Genomic DNA, 16,660 nt, shown 5'->3' on the forward strand with positions numbered 1-16,660 from the left:
ATCCCCGACGTCAGAACATGGCGCCGTTGGCGCGGACCGTCTGGCCGGAGACCCAGCCGGCCGCTTCGCCGACCAGCCAGCCGACGACGGGCGCGACGTCCTCGGGCCGGCCGAGGCGGTTGCGCGGGCTGTGGTGCGTGGCAGCCGCGATCGCCTCGGGGGTCTCGGCGTCGCGGTAGAAGGAGTCGTCGATCGGCCCGGGCGCGACGGCGTTGACCGTGACGCCGCGCGCACCGAGATCCTTGGCCGCGGCCAGCACCATGCGCTCGACGGCGGCCTTGGAGCCCGAGTACAGGCCGTAGGGCCCGGTCATGATCGAGGTGAGCGTCGTGGAGAGCACGACGTAGCGGCCGTTGTCCGCGATCGTGCGTGCCGCGGCCCGCAGGGTGTTGAAGGCACTACGGGTGTTCAGGTCGATCAGGTGGTCGAAGTCGGCGTCGGTGAAGTCGGCCAGCGGCTTCTTGATCACCGCTCCGGGCGTGTGCACGACGATGTCGAGGTGGCCGTGGCGGGTGAGGACGCCGGCGAACAGCTCGTCGACCTCGGCCGAGCGGCGCGCGTCGGAGCGGACGGCCTCGGCGACGACCTCGTGCTTCTCCAGCGCGGCCAGGGTCCGTTCGGCGGCGCCCTCGTCGTTGGCATAGCTGACCACCGTGGTGGCGCCGCGGGAGGCGATCAGCTCGGCTATGGCCGCGCCCTGGTTGCGGCTGCCGCCGACCACCAGGGCCACCTTGCCGTCGAGGTCGCGTCTCGGTTCGTCGGGCATGACGTCCTGTCCTTTCGAGGAGGCGGACCGGGCGGTGGCAGCAGGGGCCCGCGGTCCACGCGCCTGCGCGTGGACCGTGTGCACCGGCCCGGGGAAATCAGCCTGTCGTGCCCGGCGTGGATCTCGAAGTGCCGCTGTCAGGTATCCGGTTGTGCATTTCGCACAGTCGCGGTGGTACATCCGCCGGTGATCGGTGAGAATGCCCCCATGGCCGAGGGTCTCGCGTCGGATGGTCGGATACGGATCCTCATCGCCGAGGACATGCACTTGCTGCGCGAGGCCCTGGTCGGCCTGCTTTCCGCCGAGCCGGACATGGCCGTCGTGGCCGAGGTCGACGACGGCGCACGGATCGTGCCCACCGCCCTGACCCACCGGCCGGATGTGGCGATCATCGACATCGGGATGCCGGGTCTCGACGGCGTCGAGGCCTCGATCGGGCTGCGCACGGCGTTGCCCGGGTGCAAGGTCGTCATCCTGACCGCGCTCACCGCTCCGGGCCAGCTGCGCAGGGCACTGCGGGCCCAGGTCGCCGGCTTCCTGCCGAAGGCCGCGCGGGCCGCGGAACTGACCTCCGCGATCCGCACGGTGGCGGCCGGCGGACGGGTGATCGACTCCGATCTCGCCGTAGCCGCGCTGGAGACCCCTGCCAGCCCGTTGACCCAGCGGGAGACCGAGGTGCTGCGCCTGTCGGCCACCGGCGCCCAACCGGCGGAGATCGCCCAGCGGTTGTTCATCACCTACGGCACCGCGCGCAACTACCTGACCTCGGCGGTGGGCAAACTCTCGGCCCGCAACCGCGTCGACGCGATCAGGATCGCCACCGAGGCAGGGTGGATCTGAAGCGGCCGTGACGCGACTCAGGAGAGGGCGACGAACTCGGCGACGACCTCGAAACGTCCCCGTGGCAGCGGCCCGGCACTCAGCCGGCCCCCGGTCCGCTCGGACATCCCGAGCAGCCCCGAACCGCTCGTTCCCGGTGCGGCGGGCACCCGGGCGGCGGCGCTCGGCACCGGCGTCGCACCGTCGTTGACCACGCGCAGGCGCACCACCCCTGCCACCGACGTGATCGCTATCGTGCAGTTCCCGGCCCGGCTGTGGCGCACCACGTTGGTGACCGCCTCGCGCAGCACCGCTGCCAGCGCCGCGTCCACCTCGGGCGGCAACGGGCCGTCGGGCACGGACACGTCGGGGCGCACACCGACGCTCTCGAGCACACTGCGCGCGGCGGCCACCTCGTCGTGGGTGCGCAGCAGGGCGGGGCCGGAGACGAGCGCGTCGAGTTCGGCCTGCATCCGCTCCGCGAGCTCGGGCAGCTCCGCGAACCGGGCCCGCGCCCGCGCGGGATCGGAGGCGAGCAGCCGCCGGCACGCCTCACCCTGGAGCGCCAGCGCCGAGAGGCTGGAGGAGACCAGATCGTGCAAGTCCCTTGCCACCCGGGTGCGTTCGCGGATCACCGCCTCCCGCGCCAGGTCCTGCCGGGCCTCCCGGAGCACCACCACGAGCTGGGACAGCCGGATCAGGCTGTAGGAGACCCAGGTGAGTACGACCATCGACATCACGGACGCCGCGATCCCGGCGGGATTGGGGATCGGCGGCGGATAGACGAACAGCGACGCGTACGGGATCGCCAGCGCCCCCGCGACGGACCAGGCCACCCGCCGCCGGTACTGGGTGAAGACCGGGCCGAGGACGAACGGCCACAGCAGGGTGAACAGGTTGAGCTCCCACAGCAGATCGCCCAGCGGGAACGCGGTCGGGACCAGGAGCAGCCCCAGCAGCACCGTCTGCCGGCGCGAGGGCCGCATCAGCAGGAGCACCGCGCCGGCCGCGCACATGACCGGCACCATGACCAGCACCGTCCAGGGCCGGTGGAACTGGGCGAGATCGCTGAAGACCACGACCAGGGCGTCGGACAGGTACACCCCGGCCAGGGCCCGTCTCGCCTCCTTCGGTGACACGATCGGTGCGGTGGCCGGCGGCGGGCCGGTGGCCGGACGCGGCCCGGAGGGCTCCCGGTAGGAGCCCGCCGCGCGGCGGACGTCGGCCAGGGCGCCTCTGGCCGTCTCGACCATCACCTCGAGCCGGCTGTCCACCTCGTGCTCCGGCCCGGCCTCCGGCGAGTGCGCCAACTGCCGTGCGAGCAGGCGCAGGCGCCGTCCCACGAGGGCGCGCAGCTCTCCGTCCAGCCGTTCCCGCTCGCGTGCGAGGAGTTCCCTCGCCAGTTCCCCCCGGGTCGCGTGCAACTGCGCCACCATCGCGGCCAGAGCGTAGAGGCCGAACACGATGAAGCCGTCGATCGCGGTCTTCGCCGTCCTCTCGCTCGCGACCACGACCCCGTCGTCCAGCCGGAGCCCGGCGAGTTGCGTCACCACCAGGACGAGTCCGAACAGCGCCCAGCCGAGCCGCCCGCGGAACCTGCACAGCGCGACGACCGCGACCGGCCACGGCAGCCAGTCCCAGTGCACGCCGAGCAGCGTGAACGGCAGCAGGTAGAGCACCGCGAACAGGGCCGGCAGCAAGCCGCGGACGGCAGGTCCACCTCGCGGCGGCGCCCGGAGCAGCGCCACCATCGGCGGGTAGGGGGCCGTCGCCAGCAGCACGGCCGGCCAGGCCAGACCCTCCTGCCACGCCGACAGCAGCCTGATCACCATGATCAGACCGACCGCGGCCCACAGCATCGTCCGCACGAGACCGAGCCGTAAGTCGCCGGTGTCGTCCCGGTCGTCGCCGAACCCGGATCCGCCGATCGAATCCACCCGTGCCCCCTCGTCGGCCCCCAAGGCAGGCGGGGGGTCCCGCGCCGCCGCGCCCATCGTGCGCGTCCGTGGTCGAGACTGTCAGCCCCACCTGTACGATCGCTGTCCCCCCCGGCTGCGCGCCTGACACACTGCCCCGGTGCAGATCCTTGTCCTGGGCTTGTTGGAGTTGCGGCACGAGGGACGCGCGGTCGTCCCCACCGCCGGCCGGGACCGGGCCCTCCTGGTCGAACTGATCGTCCACCGCGGCAACGTGGTGAGCACCGGCCATCTGGCGGAAGTCCTCTGGGGTGCCGATCAGCCCACCGACCCCGCCAACGCCCTCCAGGTACGGGTCTCCCGGCTGCGCGCGCTGCTGCGTTCGGTGGCGGGACCGGCCGGAGCCTCCCTGCTGCACACACGGCCCGGCGGCTACCAGTTCACGCCGGCTGAACCGGAGCTTGACGTCCTTGCCTACGAGGCGGCGCTGACCGCCGCGTCACAGGCCGCGGCCGACGAGGACCGGGCGGCGGCGCTGATGCTGCACGAGCGGGCGGCGGCGCTGTGGCGTGGAGAACCCTTCGGCGGGATGCCGGTCGGCGGCTGCGCCGCCGCGGAGAGCGCCCGGCTGGATGAACTCCACCTCACCGCCTGCGAGGATCGGGCCGCCGCGGCCCTCCGTGCGAGACGTCCCGCCGACGTCCTCGCCGCTCTCGGCGCCCAGGTCGCGGCGCATCCCCTGCGCGAACGCGCGCACGCCCTCCTCATCGCCGCGTTGCGCGACCTCGGTCGGCCCGCTGAGGCCCTGGCCGCCTACGGTCGGCTGCGCACCGTGCTCGCCGAGGAGTTGGGAACGGAGCCCTCCCCGGAACTGCGCGCACTCCATCTCGATCTGCTGCGCGTCACGGCCGCACCGGCGCCGGCACCACCTCGGCGCCCGGCCCAACTGCCGCCGAAAACCGTCTCGCTGGTGGGTCGGAGCGACGAACGCGCCGTTCTGGACGACGCGTTGACACGGGACATGCCGGCGGGCGCGTCGACGGTCGTGGTGGTCAGCGGCATGGGCGGAGTCGGCAAGACCGTGCTCGCGTTGAGTGCCGCTCATGAACTGAGCGAGCGTTTTCCGGACGGGCAGCTCTTCGTCCGGCTGCACGGTGCCACCCCCGGGCTGGAGGCCGTCGCACCGGCCGGAGCCCTCGACACCCTCATCCGTTCGCTCGGCGACGCCCCGCCCCCGGGGGAGGGAGCGGAGGCGGCCGCCGCTCATCTGCGGTCGCTCCTCGCGGGTCGCAGGATCCTGCTGGTCCTCGACGACGCCCTGTCCGCCGCACAGGTACGGCCGTTGCTGCCGGCCGGGCCGGGCTGCGCCGTCATCGTCACCAGCAGGGTCCGGCTGGCGGGCATCGAGCACGCCGTGCACGTGCCGCTCGGCCCGCTGGCCGAGGAGGACTGCGTGGCCCTGCTCGGCTCGGTGGCCGGCCGCGACCGGATCGCCGCGGAGCCCGCAGCGGCCGCGCAACTCGCCGAACTCTGCGGGGGCCTGCCGTTGGCGCTGCGTATCTCGGCCTCCCGGCTGAGCGCCAGAACCGCCTGGTCGGTCTCCTCGTTGGTGGAAAGGCTCACGGGACACCGCGAGCGGCTCGACGAACTGGACCTCGACGACCTGAGCGTGCGGGGGACGCTGTCCGTCACCTACCAGGCACTGACCCGTGGCACCGGATCCGAGGAGCGGATGGCGGCCGAGGTCTTCCGGGGCATAGGAACGCTGGACCTGCCGCATTACAGCGCGCCGGTGGTGGCCGTCCTGCTGGACGTCACCGAACACCAGGCGGGCAGGGCGCTGGACCGGCTGGTCGATGTCGCGCTGCTGGAGGAGACCCACCTCGGCCGGTACGCACCCCACGACCTGGTACGCGACGTCTGCCGGGAACTGGCCCAGCAGGAGACCGACCGCGAAGGCCGGAGCGTCGCGGTCGCCCGGGTGCTGGAGTGGTACGCGGCGATGGCCGGCGGTGCGGCCAGGGCGCTGCTTCCGTCCCGTCACCGCGGGCTCGTCTTCCTGGCGCCGGGGAACGGTGTGCGGGTGCCTGTCGACGCCACGCGGGCGGCTGCCTGGTCCGAGGTGGAGCGGACGAACGTCCTGGCGCTGCTGGGCAGGACGTTCCCCGGACCGCGCGCCCACCCTGTGGTGATCCAGCTCGGCATGGCCGCGTGCGCCTGCCTGCAGCGGCAAGGGCGCTTCGCGGAACTCCTGGCCGCGGGCGGCATCGTCGCGGCCACGGCGACGGCGGCGGGCGACACCCCCGCGCGGGGAGCGGCATGGAACTACATGGCCGCCGCCCACTGGGGTGCCGGTCGCCACGGTGAATCACTGGCCCTCATCGACGACTGCCTCGATCTGTGGCGCGCGTGCGGTGACACGGACGCGGAGCGAGGGGAACTCTGCAACCGCGGGCTGCTCCTGGACAAGCTGGATCGGCTGGAGGAGGCGAGGGTCACCCTGCTGGACTGCCTCCGGCTGTGCGAGGAGTCGGGGGACCGCTACAACGAGGCCATCACCCTCAGCCATCTGGGCAATCTCCATGATCGCATCGATGCGCGGCTGTCCATCGGCTTCCACCAGCGCAGCCTGCGGCTGGGTGAGGAACTGGAACACGCGGTGTTCATGGACACCGCGCGGTGCAACATCGGTTACGCGCTCCTGGCTCTCGACCGGCCCGGGGAAGCGCAGCTCCATTTCGAGGCCGCCCTGGAACTGCTCGACGTGGACGGGCAATGGACCACCGAACGCGAGATCCGGCTCGGTCTGAGCCGCGCACTGCGAGAACAGGGCGCCCATCAGCGCGCGGCGCGCGAGTGCGCGGTCCTGCTGGAACTGAGCGGGAGCCGCGACGACACGTACTCCCTGAAACTGGCCCGCGCGGAGGCGGCCGTCATCGACGAGCTCCTCGCCGCCGAGCCGGCGACGACGTGAGCGACGTTCCGCCGTCGCGGCTCCCGCGTCGTGCCGTCCGCCTCACTCCTTGACGGGAGTGGTCCCGTTCATGCCGAAGCGGGGGGAGCACTGCTCGCTGGAACGGTCGCTCGCGTTCCAGACGCAGATCCACATCGTGCGGCCGGCGTCCGGGAGGAAGGTGGTCTTCGCGGCGCCCCGGGCCGCCTGGAAGGTGTACGCGACGCCGTCGCTCCGGTAGAGCTCGGCGCCGCAGGTCTGGTTGAGGGAGGTGTTGAGCACGCCCGCGAGCCCGCCGGAGCCGTTGTCGTCGAGCCAGGCGGAGCACGTGGCGTCGTTTCCCACCCAGGTGGTGTCCGCCTCGGAGCCCTTCACCTGCGTCGTGTCGTCGGTGCCGTTGATGCCGCTGATCGACGAGGAGGTGGGATGGGGATCAGGTTTCGCGGGCGCGGTGGTGCCGGCGCCCGAACCCGGGTGGGGCGCGCCCACGGAGGCGGTCGGGCCCGGTGAACCCGCGCTCGGGTGGGGGGACTTGGCGGCCGTGGACGCGTGCGGGCCGCTCGGACTCGCGGTGGACGTGCCCGGGTGACCTGAGCTCGCGGCGGACGGGCGGGTCGTCCCGGCGACGGGCTCGATGGTGGCCGGCGCGCTCCCGGACGACTGCCCGGCGCCTTTCCCCGAGGACGCGGACGGCAGGAAGGTGAGCACCGTCGCCGTGGCGCCCAGGGCGACCACTCCCGCGGCCAGGCCCAGGAGCAGGCGGGTGCGGGGACGCGGACGGCGCGGCGCCGCGGGGGAGTTCGGCACCGTCACGGGCTCCGGGGCCGCGTCCGGGCTCGGCGGCGGGACGGTCTCCAGCCTGCCGACCGGCGTCGCGGCGAAGGCACGGCGCGAGGCGATGCGTGCGGTGACCTCGGCGGGCCAGGACGGGGAGTCGACGGGCAGGTGCCCGCGGGCCGCTTCCACCACCTCACCGGCGGTGGGGCGGTCCCCGCGGTCGGTGGCGAGGCAGGTCGCGACGACGGCGGCCAGGCCGGCGTCCACGGCGCGCAGCGGCTCGACGTCGGGGACGGCGCCGGGCGTGCGACCCGAGGCGGCGTAGAGGAGCAACGCCCCGAGCGCGTACACGTCCGCGGGCGCGTGCACGTCCTCGTCGCCGGCCTGCTGCTCGGGCGCGGCGAATCCGTGCGTCCCGTAGCCGGCACCGGTCCTGGTGAGCCGCGCCTGGTCCGCGGCGCGCGCGATGCCGAAGTCGATCAGCTTCACCCCGTCGCGCACCAGCATGACGTTGCCGGGCTTGACGTCGCGGTGCGCGATCTCGGCGGCGTGCACGGCGCGGAGTTGGGCGGCCGCCTCGGCGAGCAGCAGCCACAGCGACTCCGCGGGCAGCGGGCCGTGCAGCCGTACCGCCTCGTCCACGGTGAGCCCGGGGACGTACTCCGTGGCGAACCAGGGGCGTTCGGCGGTGACGTCGCTCGCCAGCACCCGTGGCCCGACCCCGCCTGGCACGCGGTAGAGGATGCCGACCTCGCGCTCGAAGCGCTCGCTGGTGACGAGGCGCGGCCGGACCCGCTTGACCGCGGCGTAGCCCCGGTCCCACGCCCCGAGGTAGACCTCGCCCATGCCACCGGTGCCGAGCAGGCCGATGATGTGGAAGCTGCCGATCTCCTGTGGATCGTCCGGGCTGAGCGGTTCGGCGATCGTGCTGTCCATCATCAGCGGTTCCCCGGCTGCTCGTGCTCGCGGCGGGTCGGCTGCCGCGAGCAAGTCGGGTCCACACCCTACGCGTTGGCGGCGAACGCGCGCGTGCCCTCCGGGCGGACCCCGCGTATCCCGGACGCCGGTGCACCGCCTCTGGTAGGAGGACCGGTCCCCGCGGTGCGCTCGTACACTGGCGCGAGCCGACCGGAGGTTTGTGATATGGAGTACGGAAATTTCCCACCCCAGATGCTGCCACCGGGGAGCCCTTCCGACCGGGTGATCTCGTCGCCGCCCGGGACGATCTTCGTCCTGGGCCCGGAGGGCGGGTACGCGGTGCCGCCGCGCCGGTACACGCTGCTGTTCGGACGGGACCGCGAGGACGTGCATGTGCCGGTCGGCGTCGACGATCCGACCGTCAGCCGCAGGCACGGCCTGTTCACCCGTACGGGAGCGGACGGCGACTGGTGGCTGATCAACACCGGCAACCTGCCGATCGAACTGCCGGACGGCGTGCTGATGCTCACCGGCCACAAGAGGATCATCGCGTCGGGGTACACGCCGCTGGTGATCAACTCGTCCAAGCAGCGCTCCCACCTGGTGGAGGTGCGCGTCGTGGACGAGGACCGCCGCTACCCCCGCTCGACGAGCAGCGCGGAGACCGTGGATCCCGAGACGGTCCACGAACTCTCCCCGCAGGAGCGGCTGGTGCTCACCGCGCTCGCCCGGCGCTACCTGGAGGGCCACGACGCCTTCCCGCTCCCGCTGGCCTGGGAGGACACCGCCCGCCTGGTCAACGCGTCGCCGTACGCCACCAAGTCCTGGACCCACAAGTCGGTCGCGAACGCGGTCGAGGACGTCCGCGAACGGCTGCACCGCCGGGGCGTGCGCGGGTTGCGGCGCGACGAGGTGGGCGAACCGGTCGGCTCGACGCTCAGCGTCAACCTGATCCGGGAACTGCTGAAGACGGCGACGTTGAGCGCTCAGGACCTGGAGTTGCTGGCCGACCAGGAGTGAGCGGAAGTGCGGGAAGCGGTGCGGGTGCGTGCCCCGGTCGATCGCCGACCGGGGCACGCGGCGTTCCTCAGCGGTCCGCCCCGGGTTCCTCCGCGGGCTCGGGCGCGGTGTGTTCCGGGTGTGCGGCGTGTGCGGCGAGTGCGGCGTTCTCCGGGGTGTACGTGACGTGCATGGTGCCGTGCGCGACGGAGAAGACGGCCGCCTGGTCCGCCGCGGAGTTCCGCTGCTGGGGTCGGGGCTCGGGCTGGGCCTGCTCGGGGGCGTGCGTCGCGTGCGTCACGTGGTTGTCGTCGCCCACGATGAACGTGCCGGAGACGTCCCCCACGTGGATGTTCCCGTGGGGCGGGCTGCTTTCCGCGGTCATGGGCGAGCCTTTCTCTGCTGGTCGGGGGAGATGTCATTCACCGCAGTCGGTATCCAGGCTGTCCGCGGCCGAGAGGATTGACGACTGCTGGTCCAACGTGTCGAAGTCGGTGCCCTGTGCGGAGTTCTCGTACGACTGATACAGGCTCTCCATCTGCTGAACGGGATCCAGCATGCTGTTGACATCTGTTGCCACGTCGTCGTCCTGGGCCTGTAATGCTGCCGTCTCCAGCGTGGACTCGACGGAGCCCAGGTCGCTGATGACGGTGCGGACCGCGGAGAACACCGCGCCGGAGTCGGGAGCGGTGGCCGCTTCGCCCGAGTTCCAGTCGCCCATGGCGCTGTTGTACGTGTCCATCTCGTCGGTCGCGGCGGAGGCATCTGTGCTGAACTGCTCGATTTCTGGGGGCAGGTCAGAGACCAAACTCGCGCACACGGGATCGACGGTGGGCGTACTGACGTCGTCGGGAGCCGTCGTACTGATGTCATCCACGGGGGGCGTACTGACGGGGCCCGATGCGACGGCGGGACTCGGGTCCGGCCGGCTGTGCTCGTAGGCCGCGGCACCCACGCCGAGCACGGTGACGAGCCCGAGCGCGCAGGCGATGGCGAGGGCCGACATGCCGCCCTTGGCACCCACGGCGACCACGGGGGCGAGCGCCGCGTGGCCCGAACCCCCTGCGGAGACGCCCGTGCTCGCGGCATGGGGCGACTGCGCGGCGGAGGTGTGCGTGGCGGAGGTGTGCGCGTGCGAGAGGTCGATGCGCTGCGGGATCTGCGCGGCGGGGTTCGCGCCGGCTCCGTGGGCGGCCGAGGCGGCTGTGTGTGCGGCCGCCGCGGGGGGCTGCTGGGCGGCGTGGGAGAGGTTGACCACCGGCCTCGCCGCCGACGCGTGCAGGTGGGCGGACGCGGTGGACGCGTGGCTCGCCGTGTGCGCGCCGCCGGCCGTGTGGATCGGGGTGTGCGCGGGGGTGACCGGGTGGGCCGGCGGGTGCGTGACCGGCGGGGTGACCGGGTGGGCCGGCGGTGGGACGGCCGACGCCCCGTTGACGACCTGCTGGATCGCCGTGTGACCGCGCAGGACGGTGAGTTCGTGCCACAGCACGTCCGCCTCCAGCACCAGGGCCGTCGTCAGCGCGGCCCGGCCGATCGCCTTCCGGCGGGTGCGGGCCTCGCGCAGGAAGAACTCCTCGCCCTCCTTGTCCCCCGCGCTCTTCGCGGCCGACCACCCGGCGCCCAGCAGGCTGCCCCACGCGTCGAACTGCCGGGACAGCGCCAGCTTCGGCGAGGCGGCACGGGCCAGCCCAGCGCCGAGCGCCGCGTGCCCGCTCCTCTCCGCCCCCACCACCGCGGCGTCCAGGACCCGGAAGTGCGCCGCGACGTCGTCCGGCGCGGTGTCCGTCGCCCGGACCCATACGGTGAGCGCACGGCAGAGCCGATCCGCCGGAAACGTCGTCGCCCGGCTGTCGAGGACATACGCGGCGACGTCCGGCGGGCAGCTGTAGCCGGTCTCCGAAGCGAGCAGGAGACCGCGGCGCACCAGGCCGTCGGCGACGGCGTCGCCGTCCGGACGGCCGAGCAGATCGTTGAGGTGCCGGGCGGCCAGCTCGGCGCCGGACACCGAGCCGAGCAGGTGCAGCAGGTCGTGCTCCTGCGGCTGGAGCCGGCGCACCAACGCGGGGAGCAGTTCCGGGAGATCGGCGATGCCCGGCAGGCCCGCGCCCGTCGCGGCCGCCGAGGCGATGCGCCGCAACTGGAGCGGGCTGCCGTCCACCACGTCGCGCAGCGCGGCCACGGTCGCCGCCTCGTCGGGCCGCAACGCGCGGCCCAGCAGGGCCTCCACCAGTTGCGCCGTCGCCGGGGGCGTCAGCCCTTCGAGCCGGATCGCGTGCACCGCGCCGACGGTGGACCGCTGTTCCGCGGTGAGGACGAACGTGGACAGCTGGGCCAGGTCGAAGAGCCGGCGCAGGTCCTTCTCGTCAAGTCCCGCGTCGTCGAGGTAGATCCGCAGCCGCAGCGTCTTGAGATGCTCCTTCAGCACCTCCAGCGACGGCTTGTAGTTCGGCGCGTCGAAGCTGATGTCGAAGATCGCCTGCGCGATGTCGTCGGCGGTACGTCCGCCGGCCTCGATGTAGGCGGCGCCTTCGGGCCCGGGCGGCAGCGTCCGCGCGAGATGGCGCAGCAGCGCACTCTTGCCGACCCCGCTCGCACCCCACACCTGCACCAACTGATGGGCGTCGACGGCCTCGTGCAGGATCCGGAGGTCCCGCGCGCGGCCGATCAGCGGCTCGGCGGTGGACCGCGGCAGATGGGAGATCGGCCGGCGCTTGACCGGATCAGGCAGCGGCCCCCCGTGCACCGTGACGGTCGATCCGTAACCAGCGGTGATCCTCAGGTTGTTGACGGTGTTGTGGCTGCCCACGACCATCGTTCCGGAGACGTCGCCGACCCGGATCTCGGAATCGTCCAGCTCACCGTTGTTGTCCGGCATCCGCTCTCTCCCCGTTCTCTCCCGCGCTCGGGTCTCGGCACCCGGTCATGCTGGCGCCGGCGCGTCGTGCGAACCCGGCGCTTCTACGTGTTTGGCGACATTGGCCGGCCGTTCGGCGGTGCGGCCGCGGCGGCGATCCGGGCCAGGTGCTCCAGGTCGAGGATCGTGATCCTGCGGTAGCCGGTCACGACCGCGCCCGACTCCCGCAGCGCGCGCAGGGCCTTGTGGATCGAGGACTCCGCCGCGCCGACCAGGGTGGCCATCTCCGGCTGCGACAGCGGAAGTTGGGCTTCGTTCCGGCCGGGCAGCCGGTAGGTGACGGCCAGGTGGTGCAGGATCCTGGCCAGCCGGCCGAGCACGTCGCAACCGGTGAAGTCGACGATCCGGGTGGTCGCCGTGCGCAGCTTGGCCACCACGCTCGCGCTGAGTGCGAGGCCGATGGCGGGGTGCTTGTTCGTGCACTCCAGCAGTTCGGCGCGCAGGATGTAGCGGGCCAGTACCCTGCCGCAGGCGGTCACCGTGCCGGTCCGCGGCTGACCGTCGATGCCGGCGAGTTCGCCGACCAGATCCCCGGCCATCCGCACGGCCAGCAGCGCCTCGCGGCCGTCCAGCGCGTGCGCGGTGACCTTCACCGTGCCGCCGAGCAGCAGCAGCGCGAAATCCGAGGTGTCGGCCTCGTGGATGGTGATCTGACCAGCGGGGTAGACGACGCGGTGGCCCAGTCCCAGCAGGGTTGCCCGGTCGGCCGCGTCGACCCGGCCGAGCAGTCCCGCCGGCGGCCAGTAGGCCGCGGTCACGCGCACCGGTGTGCTGTTCATCGGCCGCACCTTCCTCCACGTTTCTTTCTCGTCCCGCCGAAACGGCACAAGCGCTATTAGTAGCCGTTCTCCCAGAGGACCCCTCCCCTACGCTCTCGTCAATCATCGTGCCGACACCGGGATATCCGGGACGGCGGCCTTTCGATCTTCGAATTGCCGCCCCAGTCGTAGCCGCGGAGGAATGGTGAATGCGACGTACGAATACCGAGCGCTGCTGGCGTGCGACATCGCGGGCTCCGCGGGCCGGGGCGAGCAGCGGCTGCAGCGGATCCGCGGCGTACTGCGTGCCGCGCTGTTCGACTCCCTCGATGCCGCGGACCTGGACGGACGGGACTTCGCGTACTTCGACACCGGCGACGGCTGCCTGCTGGTCGCCCCGGCGGGGTTGCCCAAGGCCCGGCTGCTGGTGCCGCTGCTGCCGGAGCTGAACGCGCGCCTGCGCGAGCACAACCGGCACGCCGACCAGGGCACCCGGCTGCGGCTGCGGGCCGCGCTGCACGCGGGGGAGATCCGGGTCGACGAGGAAGGCGCCGCCTCCGGCGCCCCCTTCGAGGTGCTGGCCCGGCTGCTCGACTCGGCGCCGCTGCGGCAGGCGGCCCTGGCCGGCCCGGACGGCACCCCGGTGGCCGCGATCCTCTCGCGGCACGTCTACGAGGAGACGGTCGGGCACGGCCACGCGGGGCTCGACACCGACGCGTTCACGGCGGCCGACGTCCGGGTCAAGGAGTACGCCGCGCGGGCCTGGCTCTGGTACCCGGGCAGCCCTGTGGGCCCGCGCGCCGGCTCCGACCGGGAGGACGCCGGCTCCCGCACCTGCACGGACGCCAAGGCCAACGCCGACGCCCGCTCCGACGCCCGCTCCGGCTCCGGCGAGCAGCCTGCCGGTCCCGAGCCGCGCACCGCGGAGCAGTCCGTCCACGCCACCGGGCACGGCACCGTCTTCGCCGTCCACCGAGGGGACCAGTACATCCGCCACGACGACCGGAGTTGATCCGCGCCGATGAACGAGGAACTCGCCGAGCTGGCCGCGACCGGGGCCACCGCTCTGGTCTCCGCGATGGGCACCGATCTGTGGACCGAGGCGAAAAGGCTGATGAGCCGGGTCCTCGCGGGTGCGCGCGGCGGGCGCCAACGGGAGCTGTCCGCCGCACTGGACCGGCCGTCGACCGCCGCGAGGGGAGCGGTCGACGGCACGGCGGTGGCGTACTGGACCGAGGCACTGTCCTCTCTGCTCGACCGGAATCCGGCTCTCGCCGAGGACGTCACGGCGCTTGCGTCGCTGCGCGTCCCGGAAAGGCCGGACATCGCGATCCAGGTCAATTCCGCCGCCGATGCAGGGGAGGTTTTCGCGGTGCAGCACGGGAGTCAGCACTTCGCCGCCGGTCCGAAATCCCGCGAGCCCGGGGAACGGCCGTGAGCCGGGAGGACGGCCGGTACGACGGCCGGTACGAGAGCCGGGAGGACAGCCGGTACGAGAACCGGGACGGCGGTCTCATGGACGGATGGGTGCGGGCGGTGCTGCTCGCGGCCGTCGTCATCGGGGCGTTCATCGAGGTCAGCACGCCGCATCGGCAGTACGGCCGGGTGGTGGACGCGTTCGCCCTCGCCGCGGTCGGCGTCGTCGGCACGGCCGCCGCGCTGGGCTCCCAGGCCGCCGCGACGCTCGCCCGGCAGCGGGACCGGCTCGCGCAGGAGCCCCAGCCCCCCGCCGCGGCTCCGGTCTGCCGTTACGTCACCGGACCGGCGCCGCAGGCCCGGCCCGCCCGGCTCCGGCCCTTGTTGCGCGAGCGGCCCACCGACCTCAGCGTTCCCCGCTTCGGCGACGGCGCCCGCGCCCAGGGCTACCCCTGGCTGCTGCCCGAGCGCACCGTGCAGAACGGGATCGCGGCCGACGAGGCCACCGTCGGTGCCCTCACCCTCCGCGCGGCCTCCGTCATCGGACCCGGCCACCGCTGCGCCCGGCCCGCCGAGCCGCGGCAGGACTCCTACCGGATCGGGCGGAGCCGGGACAGCCGGTACGCGATCGTGGCCGTGGCCGACGGCCTGTCCAGCGCGGCGTGGTCCGATGCCGGCGCCACCACGGCCTCCAGCCAGGCCGTCACCCTGCTGCGCGAGCAGCTCGCGACCGCGGGCTTCGACGGGCTCGACGCCAAGGGCCTGTACGGGCGGATCGCCGAATCGGTCGCCGCGCAGGCGACCGGGCGCGGCGTCGCCACCTCGGACGTGGCCACCGTGCTGATCACCGCGGTGGTCGGCGAGCCGGACGCGGACGGCGTCGCGGGGGCGTGGGTCGCGTGGCTCGGCGACAGTTCGGCCTGGACGCTCGATCCGCGCGACCCGCTGTGGCTGTTCTCCTCCGGCGATCCCAAGGACCGCGCGGCCGCGGTGATCTCGAACGAGGTGGCGGGGCGGCTGCCGGACACGCCGCAACTGGCGAGGGACCACTTCGTCACGCTGCCGCCCGGTGCCGCCCTGGCCCTGGTCACGGACGGGATCGGCGACGCGTGGGCGGACCCGGCGAGCTCCGTCAACGAGTACTTCGCGCAGACCTGGCGCTCGCCGGTCCCGGCGACGCGGTTCGTCGCCGACGTCGGCTTCGACGCGCCGCAGTGTCTTGACGACCGCACCGCGGTCGTGGTGTGGAACGGGGGCCGGTCATGACGAACCCCCCGCGCGTCGAAGGAGCCGGTGCCGGGGCCGGCAACGGCGCCCCGGCGGCCGATCCGCGCGGCTGGACGCTGCCGCCGGCCGTGCGTCTCGACGATCTCGGACCGCTCGCCGAGCCGATCTCCGAACGCAACGGCCAGGCCATCGCGGTGCGTCCGCTGGCGGACCACCCGGGCTGGCTGGCGAAGCTCTACCGGCCCGGCCGGCACGCCGAGGACGCCGCCCGGCTGGACCTGCTGATCGCGGCTCCGGGCACGCTCCCGGAGGCGGATCGTGCGGTGCTGCACGCCGGGACGTGCTGGCCCGCGGCCCGGATCCATGCGCCCGGCAACCCGGCCGTCGGCTGCGTGGTCCCGATGGCGCCCGAGCACTACCGCGCCGAGCTGCGGCGCGGCGGGTTCGGCGAGCGCCGCTTCGTGGAGATCGACTGGCTGGCGAAGCCCGACGCGTCGATCCGGCGGATCGGACTGCCGCCCCCGGGCTTCGACGGCCGGCTGGCCGCCTGCCGGCGTCTCGCCGAACTCGCCGCGGTCATCGCGGACCTGGGCCTGGTCTACTCGGACTGGTCGTTCTCCAACGCCTTCTGGAGCCCGGACCGGCACTCCGTCTACCTCATCGACGTCGACGGCTGCCAGCCCGCGAAGATGCCCGACGTCCACCAGCCGAACTGGGACGACCCGCTCACGCCGCAGGGCACCGACGCGGACACGTACACCGACCGCTACCGGCTCGGTCTGCTGGTCGCCAAATGCATGACGGGCCTGCGCGACGCGGACGCCTTCCACGCCGTCGCCGCGTCCCCCTGGCCGAACCAGTCCGCCGTCTGCGAAGTACTGCTCGACACGCTGCTCGCCACGGACCGGGAGCGGCGCCCCTCGGCCGCCCAGCTCCACCAGGCGCTGGACGGGGGGCCCTACCTGCGGGCCATGCCCCGTCCGCCGCGCGCCGCGCTGCCCCTGCTGCCCGTCACGAACCCGCGGCCTCGCACCGCCCTCGTCACGGACCCCGAGAAGACCGCGCCGGTCGCGCCGCCGACCGCCGAGAAGAAGCAGCAGGCGCCGACCCCTTCGTACGACGGATGGATCCTCGCGCTCGTCGTCGTCGCCATGATCGTGATCTTCATCCTCGCTGCCAGCCACTAGCCCAGAGGTG

At 73.3% G+C, this 16,660-nt stretch carries 13 protein-coding genes; 7 read left to right on the forward strand and 6 right to left on the reverse strand.

Annotated features, from left to right (window positions below; all coding sequences use genetic code 11):
* Positions 1-10: 10 nt before the first annotated feature.
* On the reverse strand, positions 11-766 hold the full coding sequence (locus C4U44_RS14925; protein ID WP_160145031.1) for an SDR family oxidoreductase: 756 nt from the start codon (positions 764-766) through the stop codon (positions 11-13).
* A gap of 207 nt (positions 767-973) precedes the next feature.
* Here C4U44_RS14925 and C4U44_RS14930 point away from each other — a divergent pair, with 207 nt between their 5' ends.
* Positions 974-1,606 (forward strand): response regulator transcription factor, encoded by a 633-nt coding sequence (locus C4U44_RS14930; protein WP_103886233.1) that lies wholly within the window; start codon positions 974-976, stop codon positions 1,604-1,606.
* A 17-nt stretch (positions 1,607-1,623) separates the two neighbouring features.
* Here the strand turns inward: C4U44_RS14930 and C4U44_RS14935 are convergent, their stop codons facing one another.
* Positions 1,624-3,522: a sensor histidine kinase gene (locus C4U44_RS14935; RefSeq protein WP_103886234.1), complete on the reverse strand. Its 1,899-nt coding sequence runs from the start codon at positions 3,520-3,522 to the stop codon at positions 1,624-1,626.
* A 139-nt stretch (positions 3,523-3,661) separates the two neighbouring features.
* Here C4U44_RS14935 and C4U44_RS14940 point away from each other — a divergent pair, with 139 nt between their 5' ends.
* Complete coding sequence (locus tag C4U44_RS14940) at positions 3,662-6,475, forward strand: AfsR/SARP family transcriptional regulator (protein WP_103886235.1); 2,814 nt, start codon at positions 3,662-3,664, stop codon at positions 6,473-6,475.
* A gap of 42 nt (positions 6,476-6,517) precedes the next feature.
* On the opposite strand, the gene C4U44_RS14945 is transcribed toward C4U44_RS14940, so the two are convergent.
* Positions 6,518-8,170, reverse strand: a complete 1,653-nt coding sequence (locus C4U44_RS14945) for a serine/threonine protein kinase (protein WP_103886236.1) — start codon at positions 8,168-8,170, stop codon at positions 6,518-6,520.
* Between the two features lie 204 nt (positions 8,171-8,374).
* Between C4U44_RS14945 and C4U44_RS14950 the strand changes: the two genes are divergently transcribed.
* A complete protein-coding gene (locus C4U44_RS14950; RefSeq protein WP_235032078.1) occupies positions 8,375-9,169 on the forward strand; it encodes an FHA domain-containing protein in 795 nt (264 codons plus the stop codon).
* Positions 9,170-9,236: 67 nt separating this feature from the next.
* Here C4U44_RS14950 and C4U44_RS14955 read toward each other — a convergent pair whose 3' ends face one another.
* From C4U44_RS14955 to C4U44_RS14965, 3 genes are all read right to left on the reverse strand, one after another.
* A complete protein-coding gene (locus C4U44_RS14955; protein WP_103886238.1) occupies positions 9,237-9,533 on the reverse strand; it encodes a hypothetical protein in 297 nt (98 codons plus the stop codon).
* A gap of 33 nt (positions 9,534-9,566) precedes the next feature.
* Positions 9,567-12,023, reverse strand: a complete 2,457-nt coding sequence (locus C4U44_RS14960) for an ATP-binding protein (protein ID WP_103886239.1) — start codon at positions 12,021-12,023, stop codon at positions 9,567-9,569.
* A gap of 83 nt (positions 12,024-12,106) precedes the next feature.
* Positions 12,107-12,841, reverse strand: coding sequence for a Crp/Fnr family transcriptional regulator (locus C4U44_RS14965; protein WP_235032079.1), 735 nt, complete (start codon positions 12,839-12,841; stop codon positions 12,107-12,109).
* A 181-nt stretch (positions 12,842-13,022) separates the two neighbouring features.
* On the opposite strand from C4U44_RS14965, the gene C4U44_RS14970 reads away from it, so the two are divergent.
* The 4 genes from C4U44_RS14970 to C4U44_RS14985 are packed head-to-tail and all read left to right on the forward strand — an operon-like array spanning position 13,023 to position 16,650.
* The gene (locus tag C4U44_RS14970) at positions 13,023-13,832 is read left to right on the forward strand and encodes a hypothetical protein (protein WP_103886241.1); all 810 of its coding nucleotides are present in this window, start codon (positions 13,023-13,025) and stop codon (positions 13,830-13,832) included.
* Positions 13,833-13,841: 9 nt separating this feature from the next.
* On the forward strand, positions 13,842-14,258 hold the full coding sequence (locus C4U44_RS14975; protein WP_103886242.1) for a hypothetical protein: 417 nt from the start codon (positions 13,842-13,844) through the stop codon (positions 14,256-14,258).
* Positions 14,255-15,502 carry a protein phosphatase 2C domain-containing protein gene (locus C4U44_RS14980; protein ID WP_103886243.1) on the forward strand — a complete coding sequence of 416 codons (1,248 nt, stop codon included), beginning with the start codon at positions 14,255-14,257 and terminating at the stop codon, positions 15,500-15,502. Before C4U44_RS14975 ends, C4U44_RS14980 begins: the two co-directional genes overlap by 4 nt.
* On the forward strand, positions 15,499-16,650 hold the full coding sequence (locus tag C4U44_RS14985; protein ID WP_103886244.1) for a hypothetical protein: 1,152 nt from the start codon (positions 15,499-15,501) through the stop codon (positions 16,648-16,650). Before C4U44_RS14980 ends, C4U44_RS14985 begins: the two co-directional genes overlap by 4 nt.
* Positions 16,651-16,660: the final 10 nt, after the last annotated feature.

It is taken from the genome of Actinacidiphila yanglinensis (assembly GCF_900107965.1).
Classification (GTDB): Bacteria; Actinomycetota; Actinomycetes; order Streptomycetales; family Streptomycetaceae; genus Actinacidiphila; species Actinacidiphila yanglinensis.